We start from the raw sequence: 18,020 nt of genomic DNA on the forward strand, positions 1-18,020 counted from the left end.
CGGGAATAGCTCCAGTTATTTTGTTCAAACCACCTCTTTTATAAAAATAACTGGAAAAAATCCTGTTAATCACCTCATTACTAGGCTATTACGGGCTAAAAGGGCTTCTTAACAGGAAAAATTCCCTTTATTTATTACAAATAAGGTGAGAGGCTGCAATTAACGGTATGTTTTCCTGTTATCCAACTCTGACTTAAGCTCGACCGTGACCCTTGCAAAGCGAATGTTAATTATTGCGTATTGTCACTTCTACATAATTGCCCTCCAAACTTCAAACAATGAGAACACAATTCAAAGTGAGAAGGAGATGAGGGCATGAGGAAATACCAATGGCGTCATCGGCTCATGACCGGGGGGAGAAACATAGCTGTGCTGCTGTCCGCCGGATGCCTGACGATATCTGGGAGCTATGCTGCATCAGCAGCCGAAGCGCTAAACGTTAAGGCAATACAGACTATGGATAGTACGGCTGCTGAGGTCAATGGACAACAACCGAAGGCTTCGGTGAACGGTCCAAAAAGCACTGTACCCACGGGCAATGAGGCGAAGGGTTCCCGTCAGACCCGCAGCCGGGTAGCCATTATTATTGATGATTTCGGCAACGGCATGAAGGGAACGGACGAGATCTTTTCCCTGCCGATTAAGCTCACCGTGGCGGTGATGCCGTTCCTGCCGACCTCTCAGAAGGACGCAAAGCGTGCTCATAAGCGGGGAGATGATGTGCTGGTTCATCTGCCGATGGAGCCAAAGAGCGGCAGACCGGAGTGGCTGGGCCCAGGAGCAGTGCTGGCGAAGATGACCGACGCGGAGGTGCGTCAGAAGGTAGAGGCGGCACTGGAAAATGTTCCTTATGCTATCGGTATCAACAATCATATGGGTTCAAAAGTGACGGGAGATCCCCGGATCATGGGTATTATATTGGCTGTCTGCAAGGAGCGTGGATTATTCTTCGTGGACAGCAAGACTAATTACCGTTCTGTGGTGGGCCAGGTTGCACAAGAGATCGGTTTGCCTCGTGTGGAGAACCATATTTTCCTGGATGATGTTCATACCGCCAGCCATGTGCGAAAGCAGATGCATCTTGTGCAGGAGCGGGCGCTGAATCAGCGTTACTGTGTAACTATTGGGCACGTCGGTGTGCAAGGCAAAAATACCGCAGCGGGGATTCGCGGCGGCATTGAAGACATGAAGAACACGGTCGACTTTATTGGGATCTCCGATCTTGTAAAAGAAGAATGGAAGTGGGCTCCCCGGCCTACACTTCCATAAGATAAGCGGCAATGCCGTTCGCTACAGCTTCGGCAATCTCCTGCTGCCCCGCAGGGCTGCATAATTTCGCCCGGTCCGTTGGACTGCTGATAAAACCCGCCTCGACGATTACCGTTGTGGCGGTTATTTTATTGAGCAGATAAAAGGGCTTGCCGGGTCTTGAATCTGTCTGTGTGCCATACAGATGGTTCAACTGGCTCTGGATCGACTTGGCGAGCATGAAGCTGCGCCCTTCCTGGCGATACAGCACTAGCGGTCCATGCTTGGAAGGGGAAGAAGCCCAGTTGATATGGATGCTGACGACAACGTTGGCAGGCAGCGTCTCGGCCAATTCCTTGCGCTGGGCGAGATCACGCAGATGACGGGAGGAGCTGCGTAGCCAGCGGTTCTCATCACTGGGCGCATAGTCGCCGCTACGGTTCAGAATCGCATCGAAGCCATCGCTGCGCAGCAGCAAGAACAGCTTGCGGGAGATATCCAGTGTAATATCTTTTTCGAGAATTTTTCCATGGGATGTACCGCCGTCCACGCCCCCGTGCCCGGCATCGATCAGGATCATCCGCTGGCCATGACCTAGCATGTGGTGCCGCTCATCATTATGCTGCTCCTGCGTGGAATGCACGGGTTCGGCTCCCACATAGCCTTGGGCCAGCAGCAGTATTCCAGCCGCCCAGCAGAGACTGATCCGGCGTAGGAGCCTGGAGGGACTCGGCCCGATGGTCAACTTCATCTAAACACGCCTCCTTACTCTGAAATGGGAAAAAGATCTGGGAGTGGTTACACTGTTAGATTGTGCCGCTAAAGGCAAAGCTATACGACCCTCTTCCTCAGGGTTTAGATTTTATGACGGCGGAGCACACTATAGCTATAATGTAGTGTCCCTTAGATCAAGGAAATACAGTGCAGGAGGTGGCGAATATGGCTTCAGGCGGCGATGAACTGGTGAAGTATATCACCGAGAAAATAGTCGTATTTATCGAGGACCCACGCAGCAGTATCCGTTCTCACAAAGAAATGGCGAAGCAGCCGTGGTCTGAGAAGTGGTTCGGTATGATCCCTATGGGTTGGTCTATCTGGCGAGGCAGCTTGCCACGAAAGGAAAAAGAATCCGTATCCTCCCTTAACGGGCATGATGCTTAGCCTAGTTCTGATACAACGCCTATACTACAGAAAATAACCTTCCTTGTGCCAGTAAAGGCGCTGGAAGGTTATTTGCCATATTCTCATGTTCACATTTTCATCGTGCTGCTAATTGAATGACGCCGCACTATTACCGGGTAACTTATGAAGCGTGCCGCTCTGAATCAATACAGACAAGGGCAAGTAACGTTTGCCTCCTGCTCCGGTAGCAGCGTATAGAGCCGCCTTGTCGTCTGTAGTTTTCTCTGTCGGCAGCCAGTTCTGGTAGCCTGTAATCGTAAAGGGAGCTCCGAACAGGTTATTGCGGCCCGCTGCCTGAAAGACAAGGCTTACGCCAGGAGAGATTTCGGCAGTAAAACTATCCGCATCCTTGACGTCCAGCTTGGGCGATGTCAGCCATAGCAAATCTGCATAAGGATCATCCGTTCCGCCGCTCCGGTAAGGAATATGGGGGACAGCGGCCTTTTTACTGGTCACATCCTCTACGCTGACTGTTGTATTCTTGAGTGCGTTATCTGCCTGGCTCAGGGTCCAGGGCAGGACCTGCGGCGTAGCGGCGTCAATAAAGACAAGCTTACCGTCGATCTTTAGCTTCCATACTGGTAGAAGGGGGGCATACAATGCTGTAAGTTCCAGCTTACCCGAATAAGTAGAAGAAATAAGTCCTTGCTGCACCAATAACCGGTGCAGTTCACTCAAGCTGTAAGGGAGACCATAGGTTCCGGCTCCGTATTCACTCAGTACATAGCCTCCGTCCTCTGCGGCGGAGATAATCATATAACCGATTCGCTGCTTACCGTTCATCACATTGACCAGCCAGCCATGTGTTCCGGGACCCAGTGGGTAATATTGAGGCTTTGCACCCGCCCACTCCTTGAAGGGGGCTTGCTCTGCCAGCTTTATGATGTTTGATTGGGCGAAATCTTCGAGAGTTACAGGAGCGGAAGACTCCTGAAACCGGAAGATGGGCGGTACCTCCTGGGAGACAGCCTGCACAACGCTTATGCGGCTACCGGTCGCAGCGAGCTGCGACGGGAAACCAAAGCTTGCTGCTACCAGTCCCAGGCATAACAGCAGCAGGAGGGGAGCGGGGAGCTTATGGCGGCGTTCCCGCTGGACGAATGTTTTCATATCACCGATCACCTTTCTTCTCCATGGGCTTACTGATATTGTAAAGGACAAGCTGTAAAAAGAGTGTTGCAAGCTGTCGCGGCCGGCTGCGGGAATTCCACTGTTTTTTTGCCTGCTTTTAGCGAGCTGGGTCACATTCTATGTCTTCCGCAAATGAAACAGTCCATAGGTCACCGCAGAAACTGCAATTTGAGGTTCATATTGCCATGAGGTTTCCTGCCGGCGCCGGGCATATTGCTCCTCGATCTCTTTACGCTTCTCTTCATCCGGTTCCTTGAGCAATTCTTCGTAATAGACGTCGATGATAGCCAGCTCTAGCCGCAATCGTTCACGAGCTTCTTCCGCCCAGCTATAATCCAGCTCTGCAAGACGAGCGGTAAGACTAGCCTCGAGCTGTTCCGCGCCTGCCGTCACCGACATTTCAAGCGGCTGAACATGGACATTCTCAGGGAGGCGTGGGGTCAGCTTGAGTGGTGACAGCTTACTGGCAAATTCATAAGTGATGACACCTGTGACTAAAGAGATTCCCATAAAATGCAGCTCCTCACGCTTCAGGTCGCATGACATCTCCACTTTGTAATAGACTCCAAGCCACGGCTCATAGGCCGCTGAGAACAGGGTTGTTCGCTGGCGACTCCCAGGGTCTTCGAACAGGTAGAGGCATTTGCCTTCCTCGCGGGCAGCGTTCCAGATCTGGCGCAGCCGTTTGCTGCCATAGATAACATCCTCGCGCCTGATCATGCCGGGGCCAATCCGGGGCAGTGCGGGTACAACGCCGAAGTAGCGGGACAAAATGCTGTCCTGCGGATTGCCGGGAGGTGCGGGAGATCCTACAGAACCTGCGGAAATAGTGCCCGCAGGTTCTGTGGCCGCTTCTATTTCCCCAAGCTTGCTGGTTATTCCATTACCTATGTCGGCTCTCACTAAGCCCGGATTACCTAATCCATGACTTCGAGGTGCCAAGGCGACTTCAGCCTGACTGTCATATTGTTCAGGATTGAACACGAACGTGAATGACAGCGTCTCGGGTGCTACCCCGGTGCGTTCTACGAAGCCCCAATAATAGGGACGATCCGTGAGCATCTGATCTGCACGGGGAGAGAGCTTGACTGTTACATGCAGGGGAGAGGTCTCAATAATCGAGCAGTCTGTGGCCTCAAGATAATCCATAACCTGCTTGCGCACTTGATGTGGGGAGAGGGTCATATGGTTGTCTCACTTTCCTTCTTGATGCTGGTATTCAATTGACTTAGCGACTCACCAATATGGTTAAGACCACTGCGAAGCTGATTCTCGTCTTGCGATTCCAGCATAATCTTGTACAGACTCTTCTCCAGTGATTCTTTCTTCTCGAACTTTTCCAGAATGACGTCAAGTCCGCCGATGACCATCTCGAACATATTAATCTTCTCATGCAGCAGATGCAGGATATGCTCTTCAATGGTCCCTTGGGTCGACAGGTTATAGATCATCACGTCATTTTGTTGTCCCAGTCTGTGGACACGCCCGATCCGCTGCTCTACCCGCATGGGGTTCCATGGCAGATCGAAGTTGATCATATGGTGGCAGAATTGCAGATTGATGCCCTCGCCGCCAGCTTCGGTGGCAATCATCACCTGGGCGCGGCCACGAAACAGATCCATCATCCAGTCTTTTTTGCCACGGTTCATACCCCCGGAATAGGTGACGCATTGCAGCCCGCCCTCACGGAAGTATTGCAGCAGATACTCCTGAGTGGCCCGATATTCGGTGAACACAATGACCTTTTCGTTCATTTCACGGATCAGCGACAGAGTCTTTTCCGCCTTGGTATTTGCTTTTACTGTACGAATCGTTTGGAGCAGCTCCATCATCCGATCACGCTTAGGCGAATCCTCAGGCAATTTCTTGATCAGGTTCACCAAGGTGATAAAGACGGCATCCCGGCTGCTGCATACCTCCCGCTGTAGAGTGACAAGAGAGAGCATGCTACTGAGATTGCCGCCAGCCTCTTGATACTGGTCTTTGACAAAAGCAGTGACCCCGTCATAGAGTCGCTTCTCTTCTTCGGACAGTGTCAGGGGGATATTACGGACTTTGCGTTTGGTAAAATTGACTGGACCTTCTCCGCGGCGGTTGCGGATCATTAGTTTAGACAGCTCCCCGCGGAGCTGCTCTTCGTTCTTAGGCTGGCGCTTATCGACAACGAAGTTGGTGGCAAAATCGCCCTGATTCCCGAGCTGTCCCGGTTTCAGCAAAGTAATGAGATTGAACAGCTCGCCGAGGTCGTTCTGCACGGGGGTAGCGGTAAGCAGGAGACAGTATTTTTTACGCAGCTGTTGTACGAACTGGTAATTGGTTGACTTCTTATTCTTGAGCTTATGGGCCTCGTCAATAATCAGCATGTCGTACTCGTTATTCATCAGCACTTCTTTATGCGGATCACGTTTGGCGGTATCCAGTGAAGCGACAACAATGTCGTTGCCCCAGGAATAAGCTTTCTTCTGGGCAATGGCAGAAATGCCGAATTTGGCATTCAACTCCCGAACCCATTGCAGCACTAAGGAGGCCGGAACGAGAATCAGTACCTTGGACACGAGTCCACGTACGAGATACTCTTTGAGGATCAGCCCGGCTTCGATTGTTTTACCAAGTCCAACCTCATCGGCGAGAATGGCTCGTCCCGACATTTGGAATAGCACCTTATGGGCAGTATCGATTTGGTGGGGAAGCGGGGACAGTCCGGACAAGTGCTTCATACATTGCAACTCGTCGAAGCTACTTACCAGACCGGCTTCTTCGCCCTGCACGGCCAGCTGAGATAGTCGCCAGTCGCCCCAGGGTCCGCCTTTATCGAGCTTTGACTCCAAATCCTGTAGCCAGTTCCGGTTGAAAGAAAGAGGAACAGGCAGCACGGGCGCAGGCTGACTCGCCCCAGCGGGCAGAGAATTACGGAATAATTGCGTCATACAGCATTCTCCTCTCGCAGTGATTCATATCGAATGTGTAAGAGTAGTATGCGCGGAAAAGAGAGGATTCATAACCCGGGGAGAGTAAAAGCGGGAGAAGGGGAGTAGGGGATTGCGCTGTCCAGCGGATATATGGAGCGTTCGCGGAAGGATAGCCGCATGTGGGGTGAATTACAGTTCTAGAGGTTCTGCCAGATAGTATGCATATTGAACCCCAATATAATCTGAGATAAAACCCATGATCCGCTCTAGCTATTTCGTATTGACTATTGGCGGAACTCTCATACTTTACCGATCGTTCTCAATATGGTATGATGCATTTGAGACGGGAACATTAGCATGTCAGATCGTAAGTGAGATAGATATTTTTTTAATAATATTGAGAATGATCATTCTCGAAAATAAAAGGAGATGGATTCAATATGACAACACAAGATCAAAAGGGAAAAGTGGCATTGATTACAGGCGCTACTCGTGGAATTGGTGTGGAAACTGCTCGTGGGCTTGGCAAATTGGGAGCTACCGTAATTATCGGCGCCCGCGATGCGGATAAAGGACAAGCTGTTGCAGCGGAACTGAAACAAGAAGGATTAGATGTAGTGAGCGTAAAAATTGACGTGAATACCATTTCAGATCATGCTACCGTGTATGACTACATTGAGAAAAACTTTGGGAAACTAGATATATTAATTAATAATGCGGGGATCTTACTGGATGAAGAAAGTGTATCAGTCGAAGTTGTTAACCGTACAAGTACACTTCCAATTGAACTACTTAGAGAAACGTTTAATGTTAACTTTTTCTCACTGATCCAGCTGACACAAACGTTACTGCCGCTTATCCGTAAATCTGAAGCAGGGCGTATTGTAAATCTGTCCAGTGTTCTCGGTTCTCTGACTGTCCATTCAGATCCTGCTGCTCCAATTTATTCAATGAAGACATTTGCATATAATGCTTCTAAAACAGCCTTGAATGCATTTACTGTTCATTTAGCACACGAACTGAAGGACACGCCGATCAAGGTGAATTCCGTTCATCCGGGTTGGGTCCGCACTGGACTTGGAGGAGAGAAAGCCTCTTTGGATGAAAGAGAAGGAAGTCTGACCAGTATTAAGTTTGCTACACTGCCAGCCGATGGTCCAACAGGCGGGTTCTATCACCAAGACCAGCAACTGCCTTGGTAATAGCGATTTAAGATTTCTAACTTTCTGTTATTGATTATACTTGTAATTAAAAGACGCTATCATTCCAATTCTTTGGTGCTTGTAGCGTCTTTTTGCTATTCCGAAAATGTACCCTGAATCAGAGGTCGCCACCTATAAAACCTGGAAATGAAGATAGTTGTGACAAAATAACTGATATTATAATCTAATTAATCTCAAACCACAGTTACCCGCAGTGATTACAAGAATGTTACCAGTCTTTTACTTTCATATTCATGTACGCCTGCGGGACCGATAGAGGAAGAATTGATAGAAATATCAGGCCCGATTCCGCGAAAAATAACCGGTAAATAGCAGTATAATCTATAAATATGTAGAAAGAATGTGGGAGCAAATAAAGTTATGAATCTATCAAATAGCATTGACAGAAGGGGGACATCTATACTACTATACAAATAGTTACAAAATATTAATCAATGTTGCCGAATTTCAATCGTTGAAAACGGGGGAACCACATCTGGGTGAATTATTCCTGAAAGCAAGGGAATATAGGGAAACCTTTAACCGAACCCTCAGCTAACTCCGTAGGCATTTGAAGGGAGAATCACGGTCTGAAGAAGTTTATTGTTTCTGTACTTGGAGCCGCTATTCTATTAACTGCAGCAGCACCAGCCGCCTTTGCCAGTGACGTTAAGATCGAGAATGAAGTGAACCAACTCCTTGGTACTCCTTATGTATGGGGAGGCACAACAGCAGCGGGTTTTGATTGTTCCGGATTTATTTTATACATATTCAATAAGTTCAATGCCGGAGATCTTCCGCGTACCTCGCAGTCCCAAGCTAAAGCTGGAACAGCTGTAGCTAAAGAAGATCTTCGTGTCGGAGATTTAGTATTCTTTAATACCCTCGGTAACGGAATTTCTCATGCGGGTATTTATATCGGTGATGGTGAGTTCGCTCATTCCTCCAGCAGCAAGGGCGTTCGCATCAGCAAATTGTCGGAATCGTATTATGCTGATCGTTATGTTACCGCACGCCGTGTCGTGAGTGAGACAAGCTATCTGGCCATGACTGGACAGAAGTAATCCAGGAAATACATAAAAGGTGCCCCGAATTAGCTAGCTTTCTGGCTGTTCGGGGCACCTTTTATTTTGAGAGTATGCTAGGAGATTAGCGTAAAATATAGCCGCCGTCTGGGAACAGGGTGCTGCCGGTGGTATATCCGTTCGTCATCAGATATACGACAGTATGTGCGGCTTCTGCGGCTGTGCCGATCCGGCCGAGCAGGTTGATTTTGGCATAGGCGTTATAGGATTCATCCCGAACTGCCTGTTCGGCGCCATCCCAGTTAAATTCTGTGTGGATCGTTCCCGGGGAAATGACATTGACCCGAATAGGGGCCAGCTCCACCGCCAGTGCTTTACCCAGACTTTCGATGGCTCCATTGCAGGCAGCGTAGGAAGCGCCATCTGTGAGCGGTCTTTGCCCAAAGGCACCGGACATCAGTACGACCGATCCATTCGGGCGCATCTGCGGGGCAGCATATTTTACAGTATTGTATTGTGGCCAGAATTTGGCGTCAAAACAACTGCGGGCAACCTCCGCACTTGACGTAATCGGCCCTCTGACATAGCTGGCACCAGGCGTGAACAGATGATCGAACGGACCCACTTGCTCGAAAAAGGATTTCAGCTGTTCCTCATCTTTGTTATCCAATGTGTATATTTCCACGGAGTCTGCGCCCAGTCTCTCCTTGGCTAGTTCCAGTTTGTCCAAGGACCGACCTGCCAGAACGACGAATGCACCTTGCTCCACCGCTTGCTTGGCCGTTGCGAGGCCAATCCCGGAGCTTCCTCCTATAATAACGACCCGTTGATTTTGTAAAGTAAGAGTTGACATGATAGGTTGTTCTCCTTTATTCGTATGTTAGTTTCTATTCTATTATTGGGTAAAATAACGGCGCTGCACAGTACGCACTTTATTCGTACCCGGTACGAAAATTCGTACTATTTAGGAGAGACGTGCAATGGAGGGGCGTCACAGGTATGATGAAGAGAACAGGAGAGGTGATGATGATGAAACGAAATTCGCAGGAACCCAGACTGACAGGCGTTCTGGCAACCTTGGATGTCATTGGGGGCAAATGGAAGCCGCTGATCCTGTTCATGCTGCTGGTGGACGGGACGCAGCGGTTCGGGGAACTGCGGCGGAGGATACCGGACGTGTCCCAAGGCACGCTCACAAAGCAGCTACGGGAGCTGGAGGAGGACGGGCTCATTGACCGGATCTTTTATCAGGAGATGCCTCCACGCGTGGAATACAGCCTTTCTGAGCATGGCAGGACGATTGCTGTGGTGTTGGACAGTATGTGTGGTTGGGGGAGAAGCCATCTCAGCTTCGTAAATGAACGTGAAGGTGCCGAGACGACTGTCAGGGAGAACTGAGGGGACGGTAGCCTGAGGAAAATAGCCTGTAGGGCACATTTAGCCGGATAGGGTGTCTACAATCTCGTTAACAAGTTAAAAGCTGCTGAACAGCTTGCTATAGCCGTATAAAAAGAGCAGAGCCGAGGATGTCGGCTCTGCTCTTTTGGATGACAGGATTATTCGCCAGATGGGCGAGACCTATTGTTCCAGGCGGTGGCCGCCGTGGAAGACTGGTCCTACGTACTGGTTGAACGCGAATCCGTTGCGAATGGCCGCAGAGACGAAGTCTTTCGCTGTGGCAACCGCTTCGTCTACGGTCAGGCCGTTCGCCAGTCCACCGGTAATCGCAGCCGCAAAGGTGCAGCCTGCGCCGTGGTTATGCGCCGGTTCGATTTTATCTGCTTCGAAGACGGTGTAGTCTGTACCGTTAAAGAAGACGTCGATCGCTTTGGAGCCATCCAGCGCCTTACCGCCCTTGACTACAACATTGCGGGCACCTAGTCCGTGGATCAATCGTGCAGCTTCTTTCATATCTTCGATAGTAGTGAGTTTGCCGAGACCAGACAATACACCTGCTTCAAACAGGTTAGGTGTAACTACGGTGGCCAGAGGCAGCAGCAAATCGCGGATCGCTTGCGCGCTCTCCGGGTTCAGTACCTCGTCTTCACCTTTGCAGACCATAACAGGATCAATGACAACATTGCTCTGCAGATTCTCACGGATCGCTTGCTCGGCTACCTTAACGATTTCTACACTGCCCAGCATGCCGGTCTTCATGGCATGAACTGGACCGCCAGCGAAAATGGTTTTGAGCTGCTCGGCAACGATAGCGGCATCCACCGGATAGACATTATGGTGCCAGCCGTTGTCCGGGTCCATTGTTACAATGGTGGTCAGCGCGCTGAAGCCGTACGTTCCATATTCCTCAAAAGTTTTCAGGTCAGCCTGAATGCCAGCGCCCCCGCTGGAGTCACTACCGGCAATGGTTAAAGTCTTGATTATTTTTGACAATGCAAACGTCCCCTTCTTCTATGTCTCAATTCATAAGTACGAATTGAATTGATTATAACAAAAATCGGCACTTAGTGAAAATACATCAGAGTTTCATATTATACATTGAAAAAATCATGAAATCTCTGTTAGTCTGATAGAGTCCATTTTTTACAATAACATAAGGATAGTTTACACTGTGAAGGGACTTTTGTCTGATGAAGATTGTGCGAATTATTGCTCAGGTGGTACTGCTGTACTTATTCTCCCTGGCTGGCGAGGCTGTGAAGCAGCTTTTGCATCTTCCCATACCGGGAAGTATTATCGGCCTGTTGCTTCTATTTATTCTGTTGTTGTGCCGGGTTGTGCCTGTCCGCTGGATTGAGCACGGGTCTGCGGCGATCCTGGCATATCTTCCTTTGTTTTTTATTCCCGCTACAGCTGGCATTGTCAATCACTTGAGTCTGTTTAGTGGAAAAGGGCTGCTGCTGATTGTAGTGCTGATCTTGAGTACGGCCGTCACAATCGGTGCGGCGGCGCATTCCAGCAGATGGTTTGCCAGATGGAGCATGGATGTACCAAGGAACCTGCCAGGTACGGAAGAGAAAGGGAAGGAAGCTTGATGATTCTGACTGCGATTGCAATTGTATTTTTCAATGTAAGCATATATGTAGTGATGGCCTTGATCTATAAAAGATTTCGCATCCCTGTTCTAATGCCAGCCTTAACGGCGACGTTCATGGTCGTCGTCCTGCTGTTGTACTTTGAAATTCCCTACGATACCTACATGATCGGCGGACAGTGGATTAACAAGCTGCTGGGTCCCGCAGTGGTGTCTTTAGCTTATCCGCTCTATAACCAGCGTCATGTGCTGCGTCGTAACCTTCCAGCGGTTCTGGGAGGCACGCTAACTGGACTCTTAGTAGGCATGTTCAGTGGAATCCTGCTTGCTCTGCTAATGGGCTTTCCGAAGCAGTATATTCTGTCCCTTCTGCCTAAGTCCATCACGACTCCAGTAGCGATCCAGATCTCTGGCAGCTTGGGTGGGGAGTCGTCCCTGACGTCTGTCTTTGTTATGATTGCTGGATTTACCGGTGCCATTGCCGGTCCGTACATCCTGAAGCTGTTCAGAGTCCGTAGCGAGATTGGAATTGGGATTGGTCTAGGAACGGCCTCTCATGCACTGGGAACGGCTAAGGCGCTGGAGTATGGAGAACAGTCCTTGTCCATGAGCTCGGTAGCGATGACCGTATGCGCCATTGCAGGTTCCTTCACTGCTCCACTGGTGGCCTGGCTGCTGTATCACTAGCGACATAGAAAACGGGTACCGTCCTAATCATAAGGAGGGTACCCGTTTTCTTGTTCACTATTTGAACAATAGAGTCTGGATCGCATGACCCGGAATGGAGGTCTCAGCCAGCTGTTCACGGCAACGGAGGGTGAACGGCAGCTCATTGTCCGTCCGGTTCAAGACGACAACGGCAATGGTTCCGTCTGGGTTGCGGAACGCCGTTGTCTCCAGATGATCGGTGTACTTGGAGCTTCCAATGCGCTTGGCGCCTGGACGAATATATTTACTGAAATGCCCGATGTAGTAGTAGGAGCTCTCAAAGATGAGTTCATCCTGTACGGTGTCGCCAATAATCGGGGCGTCGCAGAAGTTGCCTACATGGTTAGGACCACCTTGCTCGTCGAGCAGGATATTCCAGTCGGTCCAAGTGGACATCCAATTGTTCAGGTTACCGATGATGTCATGGCCATAACGCTCGCCTGTCTTCCAGGAACCGAGGTGAACGCCACCTTCTTGACAACCTTCGCTGAAGAAGAGTTTCTTATCCGGGAAGCGGTCATGTACCGCAGACAACGCTTCAAAGTGATCTCCGGAGTACCAGTGGAAGCAGATGCCCCAGATGTACTTGGATGCGGCTTGGTCTTCAAAAGCAACCTTGGCACGATCATAGACACGTTCCTTGTTGTGATCCCAGATCAATACCTTAACGTGGGACAAGCCGGCTTTTTCCAGTGCAGGTCCGAGATAATCGCGGACAAAATCCTTTTCTTCTTCAGCGGTGTAGATACAGGAATCCCAAATTTGTTGTGCTTTGGCTTCATTCTGTACGCTGACTCCCCAGATATCGATGCCTTCTTCGGCATAAGCTTGGATGTATTTAACGAAAAGGTTGGCCCAGGCTTCTCTGTATTCCGGTTTGAGCTTGCCGCCATTGTTCATTTCGCCATTCGTCTTCATGAAGGCTGGAGGGCTCCATGGTGAGGAGAAGAGACGGAAGTCTGAACCTACAGCATTGGAAGCGCGCTTAATCAGCGGAATAATGGACGTGTGGTCACGGGAAATATCGAAAGTTGTCAATTCGGCATCTTGCTCTTCTACATAAGTGTAGTTGCCTAGTGAGAAGTCACAGCTTTGAATATGCGAGCGGCACAGAGTGTAGCCAATGCCTTGCTCCCGATCGAAATAAGCATCAATGACTTTCTTCTGGTTCTCTTCGCTAAGCTTCGCCAGCGTTACTGCCGAAGCTTCGGTAAGTGCACCGCCAAAGCCTTCAATTTCTTGATATTCAAGATCATCATAAATGTTGATCAGCGTGTTTTCTTTTTCCTCGGTGTCAGGAATGAACGTAAGCGCTTGCTTTTCTGTCAGTCGATCTGCGGTATCTTTAGCGGTCTGGATGACGCGAATAGTTCCTTGGCTCATAGTGACGATAACCTCCTAGGTAATTTCATAAATTTATTATAGGAGGAATTCCGGCCTCCTTTGAAGAAACAATATGGCTAATAACCTCATCAATCTGGTCATGAATGTGTGAAGAAAGGAGGAGTGACTATGGAAAAAATTGGCGTAAACATACAGCTCAGCGCCTACGTTAGCCATGATCAGCCCTTTCGGCAGTTATTCCGAAACGGTCTCGAAACCTATATCATCCGGCTCCAGGTAGAAGGGGAGTCCGAAGCGCTGATCAACGGCAAGATGGTGACGGTCCTCCCTGGGGACATGCTTTTATTCCCTCCGGGGGAGGTCTACGATCTGCGGATCGGAGAGAAACAAAGTCCGTTGGGCCACAGCGGCGATTATTTTGTCATGTGTACCGGTGACTGGGTAGATTACTGGTGGAACAAACGCGAGCGTCCGAAGAAGATCAGAATTGCTGATGTCGGCAAAATACACAGTGTATGGCAGCAGCTTATCCTTGAACAAAGAAGGTTGGACGGAGGTAACGCAGAAATCCTTGAGGCCTTATTCAAGGCTTTATGTCTGCTGCTCGACCGAGCCATTGAGGAGGCACCTGTGACCTCGTCCGCGTCGCTACTGCTTGCCCTCAAGATGAAAGGTTACATCGAAGAGCATGCTACCTCCGTCATTCGTCTGGAAGATGTAGCCTCCCATGCCGGGATCAGTCCGACAAGAGCCGTACATCTGTTCAAGGCCCAGTTTGGTTATTCCGTGATCCAATATGCCAAGCAAATCCGTCTGGCCATGGCCCTGAGCCTTATGGATAACAGCAACTACACCCTGGAACGTATCGCAGAAGAATGCGGATTTGGCAGTTATACATATTTCCATAAGGTGTTCCGGGAGCGCTACGGGGTATCCCCTGGTGTATACCGACGACGGGAATAATTCAGTGGCTGGAGTGAAATCCCGCATGGAGTTCCTAGTGTTCGCACGAAGGAGGATATTCATACAGTACAGTGGTTATCTATGGGGGTGTTTGGTGGAGCCTAAGTGAATGTCACAAGAAAAGGTACTCAGCTCCTTCTATGAGAAGGGACCGAGTACCTTGTTAACTATATTTAGTTAATGTCAAGCCTGTGGGATCGTGCCGTGAGGGATGTTAAGCAACTCCTCACTTTGTTCCCACAGCGACTCGGCTAGGGCGGGATCAATTGCCCAATTGCGAACGCCTTTACGCTCACTGTAATCATCAGAGACGAACTCCGCTATATCACAGTCTTCGCAGTACACGCCACCTTTTCCTTCTAATATCGAATTTGCTGCGCAAAAGATAGTTGTGGCGGCACCTTCCTCAACGGTTTTAAACCCTTCAGGTGAAATGAAGTTACCAGCAGCATCACGATGAACGCCCCAAAGTGCGAGCACCTCATCAGATAAATGGCGGGTCAGACCCGTCAATATGCCTCCAGGATGGACAGCAAATGCCCGGATGCCATGCTCCTTGCCCCTTTTATCAAGTTCAATGGAAAACAGCGAGCTTGCAGTTTTAGATTGTCCGTACGAAATGTCTGTGTTATAGGGTCTGGTATTAAAGTTAAGATCGCTCAAATCAACCTGACCATCCATATGACCGATGGAGGAAAGAGAGACTACTCGAGCGTTCCCTGATTTTTTCAATGCTTCCCAAAGTCTAACGGTCAATTGGAAATGACCTAAATAATTGGTCGCCAGCTGAGTGTCATATCCACGAAAATCTTTAATTTCTGGGGGAGCTGTAACACCGGCATTATTAATTAGAATATCAAGCTGACGATCCGACTTTAGAAATTCGGCGGCAAAAGCATCAATGGATGTTGGATTGGAAAGATCTAATTGAAGGACATCTACATTGTTGAATTGACTTACATTCTGTTGTGCCTGCTCTACATTACGGGCCCCGACAATAACTGTAGCCCCGGCTTTCGAGAGTACTCTTGTCGTTTCAAGTCCAATCCCGCCGTGGCCACCTGTTACTATGGCAATTTTCCCGTGGAGATCGCGCCCGGCTAAAGCTTCCTGTGCAGTAGTATGAAATCCAAAACCTGATTGCAGCGGCTTTTGTTCTGTACTCATGTTGTTAGTATTCTCCTTTTTAAATCATATATTTTGCAGGATTGGCAGGTATTCAATACAAGGATATTGCCAAAATATTTATCCAGTTAACACCTCTAGCTCTAAACTATTAGACAAAATATGGTAAATGTCTATGTGTATATAATAAACGAGTGGACAGATATTGTAAAGTGTCTATATAATAAACTTAAAGAAAATCAAGACTGGGGTATTGTTGAATGGACGATCAAAAGAGGCTTCACATTATTTCGACCGCACTTGAGGTATTTTACAAATATGGGTATAAGCGTGTATCAATGAATGATATTTCTCAGGCAGCTGGAATTTCACGGGCGGGCCTTTACTTATTTTTCAAGAGTAAAGAGGAGGTTTTTAACTCCGCGATACTTTTCAATGGGGAAAACCTTATAGAGGAAATACAAAAAGGGCTGATGCAGAGGGAGACACCCAAAGAAAAAATCTATTATGCTTTTGAGGTTTGGGCGATCAACATATTCGATCAGGCGCTGCATTCACCAGAAATCAGGGAAATTTCGGACAGCTCCTATGAATTTGCCCGCGAAGCGTTAGACATGAGCTATAAGAAATTTGAAGGTGTATTGGCTTCACTGATACAAGAACACTTCGAACGCCATGAGGAACGTGAAGGGCTGGATCCACAGCAGTTGGCCTACCTTTTAACAAGCTCTTTGCGCGGGTTCAAAATCGTTGCAAAAAACTCGAGTGAGCTACAGCAATTAATTCGGCAATTAGTAGAGGTCATTCTAGCTCTTGCCTAAAAAGAAAAAAGAAACCCAAAGCTTTTAATAACCTGAGTTTCTATATACAAAGGCCGGCCTTATTGGCCGGCTTCTGTGTCTATGCCACAGCTTTCTGTAGAAAGCTGTTTTATTTTATATTCCTCGCCCCAATCCTTCATAAGCATGATGATCGGAGTTAAGGTTCTTCCAAATTCGGTCAACGAATACTCCACTTTGGGAGGAACCTGATGGTACACTTCACGGTGCACTACACCGTCTTCTTCTAACTCACGAAGTTGCAAGGTCAGCATCCGCTGGGTAATTCCCGGACAGATCCGGCGGAATTCGCTGAATCGTTTGGTCCCATCCATTAGATGATACAACAAAATTCCCTTCCATTTTCCACCGATGACATTCAGTGTATGTTCTACAGGACAAGCCTGCCCTGTGTCCAGTGAGATATCGTCGCTAAAGCGGCTTTTTCGATTAGGCATGAGATATTCTCCCCTTGGTATCATTTTATATACTACACCACATTAATGTGCGTACTTATAAAAACGAAGTATATAACTTAATATTAAAACTGTGACCGGTTATACGTCAATTCAATGAGAAGAAGAGAGGGATCATTAATGGAAACAACATCTGTGATAAAAGAAATCCTGTCAGCTTACAACTTCAGACATGCGACCAAAGAATTTGATAGCAATCAAAAGATAAGCGATGAGGATTTTGAATTTATATTGGAGACTGGACGATTGTCCCCAAGCTCTTTTGGCTTTGAACCATGGAAATTTGTTGTGGTTCAGAACCCAGAGATCCGTGAGAAATTATATGACAATGCCTGGGGAGCGCAGAAACAGCTGCGGACGGCGAGCCATTTCGTACTTATTTTGTCCAGACTGCCTAAAGATCTGCGGTCTGACTCCGATTATCTCAGTGAACTCATGCAAAATGTTCAAAGCCTGCCACCTGAGGTCTTCGAGGGAAGGAAACACAAGTACGCCTCGTTCCTGAAAAATGATTTTGAACTGGCAGATAATGAACGGGCGTTATTTGAATGGGGGTGCCGGCAATCCTATATTGCGCTAGGCAATATGATGACGGCTGCAGCGCAAATCGGAGTGGACTCCTGTCCCATTGAGGGCTTTCACAAACGTAAGATTGAAGAAATCCTGTCCGCAGAAGGGATTATGGATGCCGATCACTTTGGCATTTCCTGTATGGTGGCGTTTGGCTATCGGCTTAACGATCCGCGTGTGAAGATACGGCAAGACGCTGGTCAGGTAATCCAGTGGGTGTAAGAAGTGATATCAAGAACAGGCCGGAGCACTCCGTGCCTGTTTTTTTTATGAGACTTCCCAATCTTTATCCAAAATTATGTATTTATTCTGTTCCTTGATATATAA

At 48.5% G+C, this 18,020-nt stretch carries 19 protein-coding genes and 1 riboswitch; of the genes, 10 read left to right on the forward strand and 9 right to left on the reverse strand.

Translation table 11 applies throughout. The features are described 5' to 3' along the window. The first annotated feature begins 315 nt into the window (after positions 1-315). Positions 316-1,269, forward strand: coding sequence for a divergent polysaccharide deacetylase family protein (locus ACFVRY_RS00430; RefSeq protein ID WP_387495865.1), 954 nt, complete (start codon positions 316-318; stop codon positions 1,267-1,269). Here the strand turns inward: ACFVRY_RS00430 and ACFVRY_RS00435 are convergent. Continuing rightward, positions 1,256-1,999, reverse strand: a complete 744-nt coding sequence (locus ACFVRY_RS00435) for an N-acetylmuramoyl-L-alanine amidase family protein (RefSeq protein WP_387495868.1) — start codon at positions 1,997-1,999, stop codon at positions 1,256-1,258. The two genes, ACFVRY_RS00430 and ACFVRY_RS00435, sit on opposite strands and share 14 nt — an antisense overlap. Positions 2,000-2,187: 188 nt before the next feature. On the opposite strand from ACFVRY_RS00435, the gene ACFVRY_RS00440 reads away from it, so the two are divergent. Beyond that, on the forward strand, positions 2,188-2,409 hold the full coding sequence (locus ACFVRY_RS00440; protein ID WP_387495871.1) for a YqzE family protein: 222 nt from the start codon (positions 2,188-2,190) through the stop codon (positions 2,407-2,409). 108 nt (positions 2,410-2,517) lie between these two features. On the opposite strand, the gene ACFVRY_RS00445 is transcribed toward ACFVRY_RS00440, so the two are convergent. The 3 genes from ACFVRY_RS00445 to ACFVRY_RS00455 all read right to left on the reverse strand — a co-directional run bounded on the left by ACFVRY_RS00445 (position 2,518) and on the right by ACFVRY_RS00455 (position 6,488). Beyond that, positions 2,518-3,540, reverse strand: a complete 1,023-nt coding sequence (locus tag ACFVRY_RS00445; protein ID WP_387495874.1) for a hypothetical protein — start codon at positions 3,538-3,540, stop codon at positions 2,518-2,520. A 138-nt stretch (positions 3,541-3,678) separates the two neighbouring features. Next, a complete protein-coding gene (locus ACFVRY_RS00450; protein WP_387495877.1) occupies positions 3,679-4,746 on the reverse strand; it encodes a YqhG family protein in 1,068 nt (355 codons plus the stop codon). Beyond that, entirely contained in the window at positions 4,743-6,488 is a 1,746-nt protein-coding gene (locus tag ACFVRY_RS00455; RefSeq protein WP_387495879.1) for a DEAD/DEAH box helicase, read from the reverse strand. The genes ACFVRY_RS00450 and ACFVRY_RS00455 overlap by 4 nt, the downstream gene beginning before the upstream one ends. Before the next feature lie 422 nt (positions 6,489-6,910). Between ACFVRY_RS00455 and ACFVRY_RS00460 the strand changes: the two genes are divergently transcribed. Together ACFVRY_RS00460 and ACFVRY_RS00465 are read left to right on the forward strand one after the other, a co-directional pair. Next, a complete protein-coding gene (locus ACFVRY_RS00460; protein WP_387495881.1) occupies positions 6,911-7,672 on the forward strand; it encodes an SDR family oxidoreductase in 762 nt (253 codons plus the stop codon). A gap of 449 nt (positions 7,673-8,121) precedes the next feature. Continuing rightward, positions 8,122-8,258, forward strand: a riboswitch (cyclic di-AMP (ydaO/yuaA leader). 4 nt (positions 8,259-8,262) lie between these two features. Then, positions 8,263-8,736 carry a C40 family peptidase gene (locus ACFVRY_RS00465; RefSeq protein WP_066371380.1) on the forward strand — a complete coding sequence of 158 codons (474 nt, stop codon included), beginning with the start codon at positions 8,263-8,265 and terminating at the stop codon, positions 8,734-8,736. Positions 8,737-8,821: 85 nt separating this feature from the next. On the opposite strand, the gene ACFVRY_RS00470 is transcribed toward ACFVRY_RS00465, so the two are convergent. Next, positions 8,822-9,550 carry an SDR family oxidoreductase gene (locus tag ACFVRY_RS00470; protein WP_387495884.1) on the reverse strand — a complete coding sequence of 243 codons (729 nt, stop codon included), beginning with the start codon at positions 9,548-9,550 and terminating at the stop codon, positions 8,822-8,824. Between the two features lie 173 nt (positions 9,551-9,723). Here ACFVRY_RS00470 and ACFVRY_RS00475 point away from each other — a divergent pair, with 173 nt between their 5' ends. Further along, entirely contained in the window at positions 9,724-10,095 is a 372-nt protein-coding gene (locus ACFVRY_RS00475) for a winged helix-turn-helix transcriptional regulator (RefSeq protein ID WP_387497703.1), read from the forward strand. Between the two features lie 180 nt (positions 10,096-10,275). On the opposite strand, the gene thiD is transcribed toward ACFVRY_RS00475, so the two are convergent. Beyond that, a complete protein-coding gene (gene thiD, locus ACFVRY_RS00480) occupies positions 10,276-11,088 on the reverse strand; it encodes a bifunctional hydroxymethylpyrimidine kinase/phosphomethylpyrimidine kinase (protein ID WP_387495885.1) in 813 nt (270 codons plus the stop codon). A 197-nt stretch (positions 11,089-11,285) separates the two neighbouring features. Between thiD and ACFVRY_RS00485 the strand changes: the two genes are divergently transcribed. Beyond that, positions 11,286-11,690, forward strand: a complete 405-nt coding sequence (locus ACFVRY_RS00485) for a CidA/LrgA family protein (protein WP_387495887.1) — start codon at positions 11,286-11,288, stop codon at positions 11,688-11,690. After that, on the forward strand, positions 11,690-12,376 hold the full coding sequence (locus ACFVRY_RS00490; protein WP_387495890.1) for an LrgB family protein: 687 nt from the start codon (positions 11,690-11,692) through the stop codon (positions 12,374-12,376). The genes ACFVRY_RS00485 and ACFVRY_RS00490 overlap by 1 nt, the downstream gene beginning before the upstream one ends. 57 nt (positions 12,377-12,433) lie before the next feature. Here ACFVRY_RS00490 and ACFVRY_RS00495 read toward each other — a convergent pair whose 3' ends face one another. Next, entirely contained in the window at positions 12,434-13,780 is a 1,347-nt protein-coding gene (locus ACFVRY_RS00495) for a glycoside hydrolase family 30 protein (protein ID WP_387495892.1), read from the reverse strand. Positions 13,781-13,909: 129 nt separating this feature from the next. Here ACFVRY_RS00495 and ACFVRY_RS00500 point away from each other — a divergent pair, with 129 nt between their 5' ends. After that, on the forward strand, positions 13,910-14,704 hold the full coding sequence (locus ACFVRY_RS00500) for an AraC family transcriptional regulator (RefSeq protein ID WP_387495894.1): 795 nt from the start codon (positions 13,910-13,912) through the stop codon (positions 14,702-14,704). Between the two features lie 183 nt (positions 14,705-14,887). Here ACFVRY_RS00500 and ACFVRY_RS00505 read toward each other — a convergent pair whose 3' ends face one another. Beyond that, positions 14,888-15,871 (reverse strand): SDR family NAD(P)-dependent oxidoreductase, encoded by a 984-nt coding sequence (locus tag ACFVRY_RS00505; RefSeq protein ID WP_387495896.1) that lies wholly within the window; start codon positions 15,869-15,871, stop codon positions 14,888-14,890. 218 nt (positions 15,872-16,089) lie between these two features. Here ACFVRY_RS00505 and ACFVRY_RS00510 point away from each other — a divergent pair, with 218 nt between their 5' ends. Further along, positions 16,090-16,650, forward strand: coding sequence for a TetR/AcrR family transcriptional regulator (locus tag ACFVRY_RS00510; RefSeq protein ID WP_387495898.1), 561 nt, complete (start codon positions 16,090-16,092; stop codon positions 16,648-16,650). A 59-nt stretch (positions 16,651-16,709) separates the two neighbouring features. On the opposite strand, the gene ACFVRY_RS00515 is transcribed toward ACFVRY_RS00510, so the two are convergent. Then, positions 16,710-17,105 carry a winged helix-turn-helix transcriptional regulator gene (locus tag ACFVRY_RS00515; RefSeq protein WP_387495900.1) on the reverse strand — a complete coding sequence of 132 codons (396 nt, stop codon included), beginning with the start codon at positions 17,103-17,105 and terminating at the stop codon, positions 16,710-16,712. Between the two features lie 138 nt (positions 17,106-17,243). On the opposite strand from ACFVRY_RS00515, the gene ACFVRY_RS00520 reads away from it, so the two are divergent. After that, positions 17,244-17,915, forward strand: a complete 672-nt coding sequence (locus ACFVRY_RS00520) for an NAD(P)H-dependent oxidoreductase (protein WP_387495902.1) — start codon at positions 17,244-17,246, stop codon at positions 17,913-17,915. Positions 17,916-18,020: the final 105 nt, after the last annotated feature.

It is taken from the genome of Paenibacillus sp. NPDC057934, assembly GCF_042887565.1.
Classification (GTDB): Bacteria; Bacillota; Bacilli; order Paenibacillales; family Paenibacillaceae; genus Paenibacillus_AQ.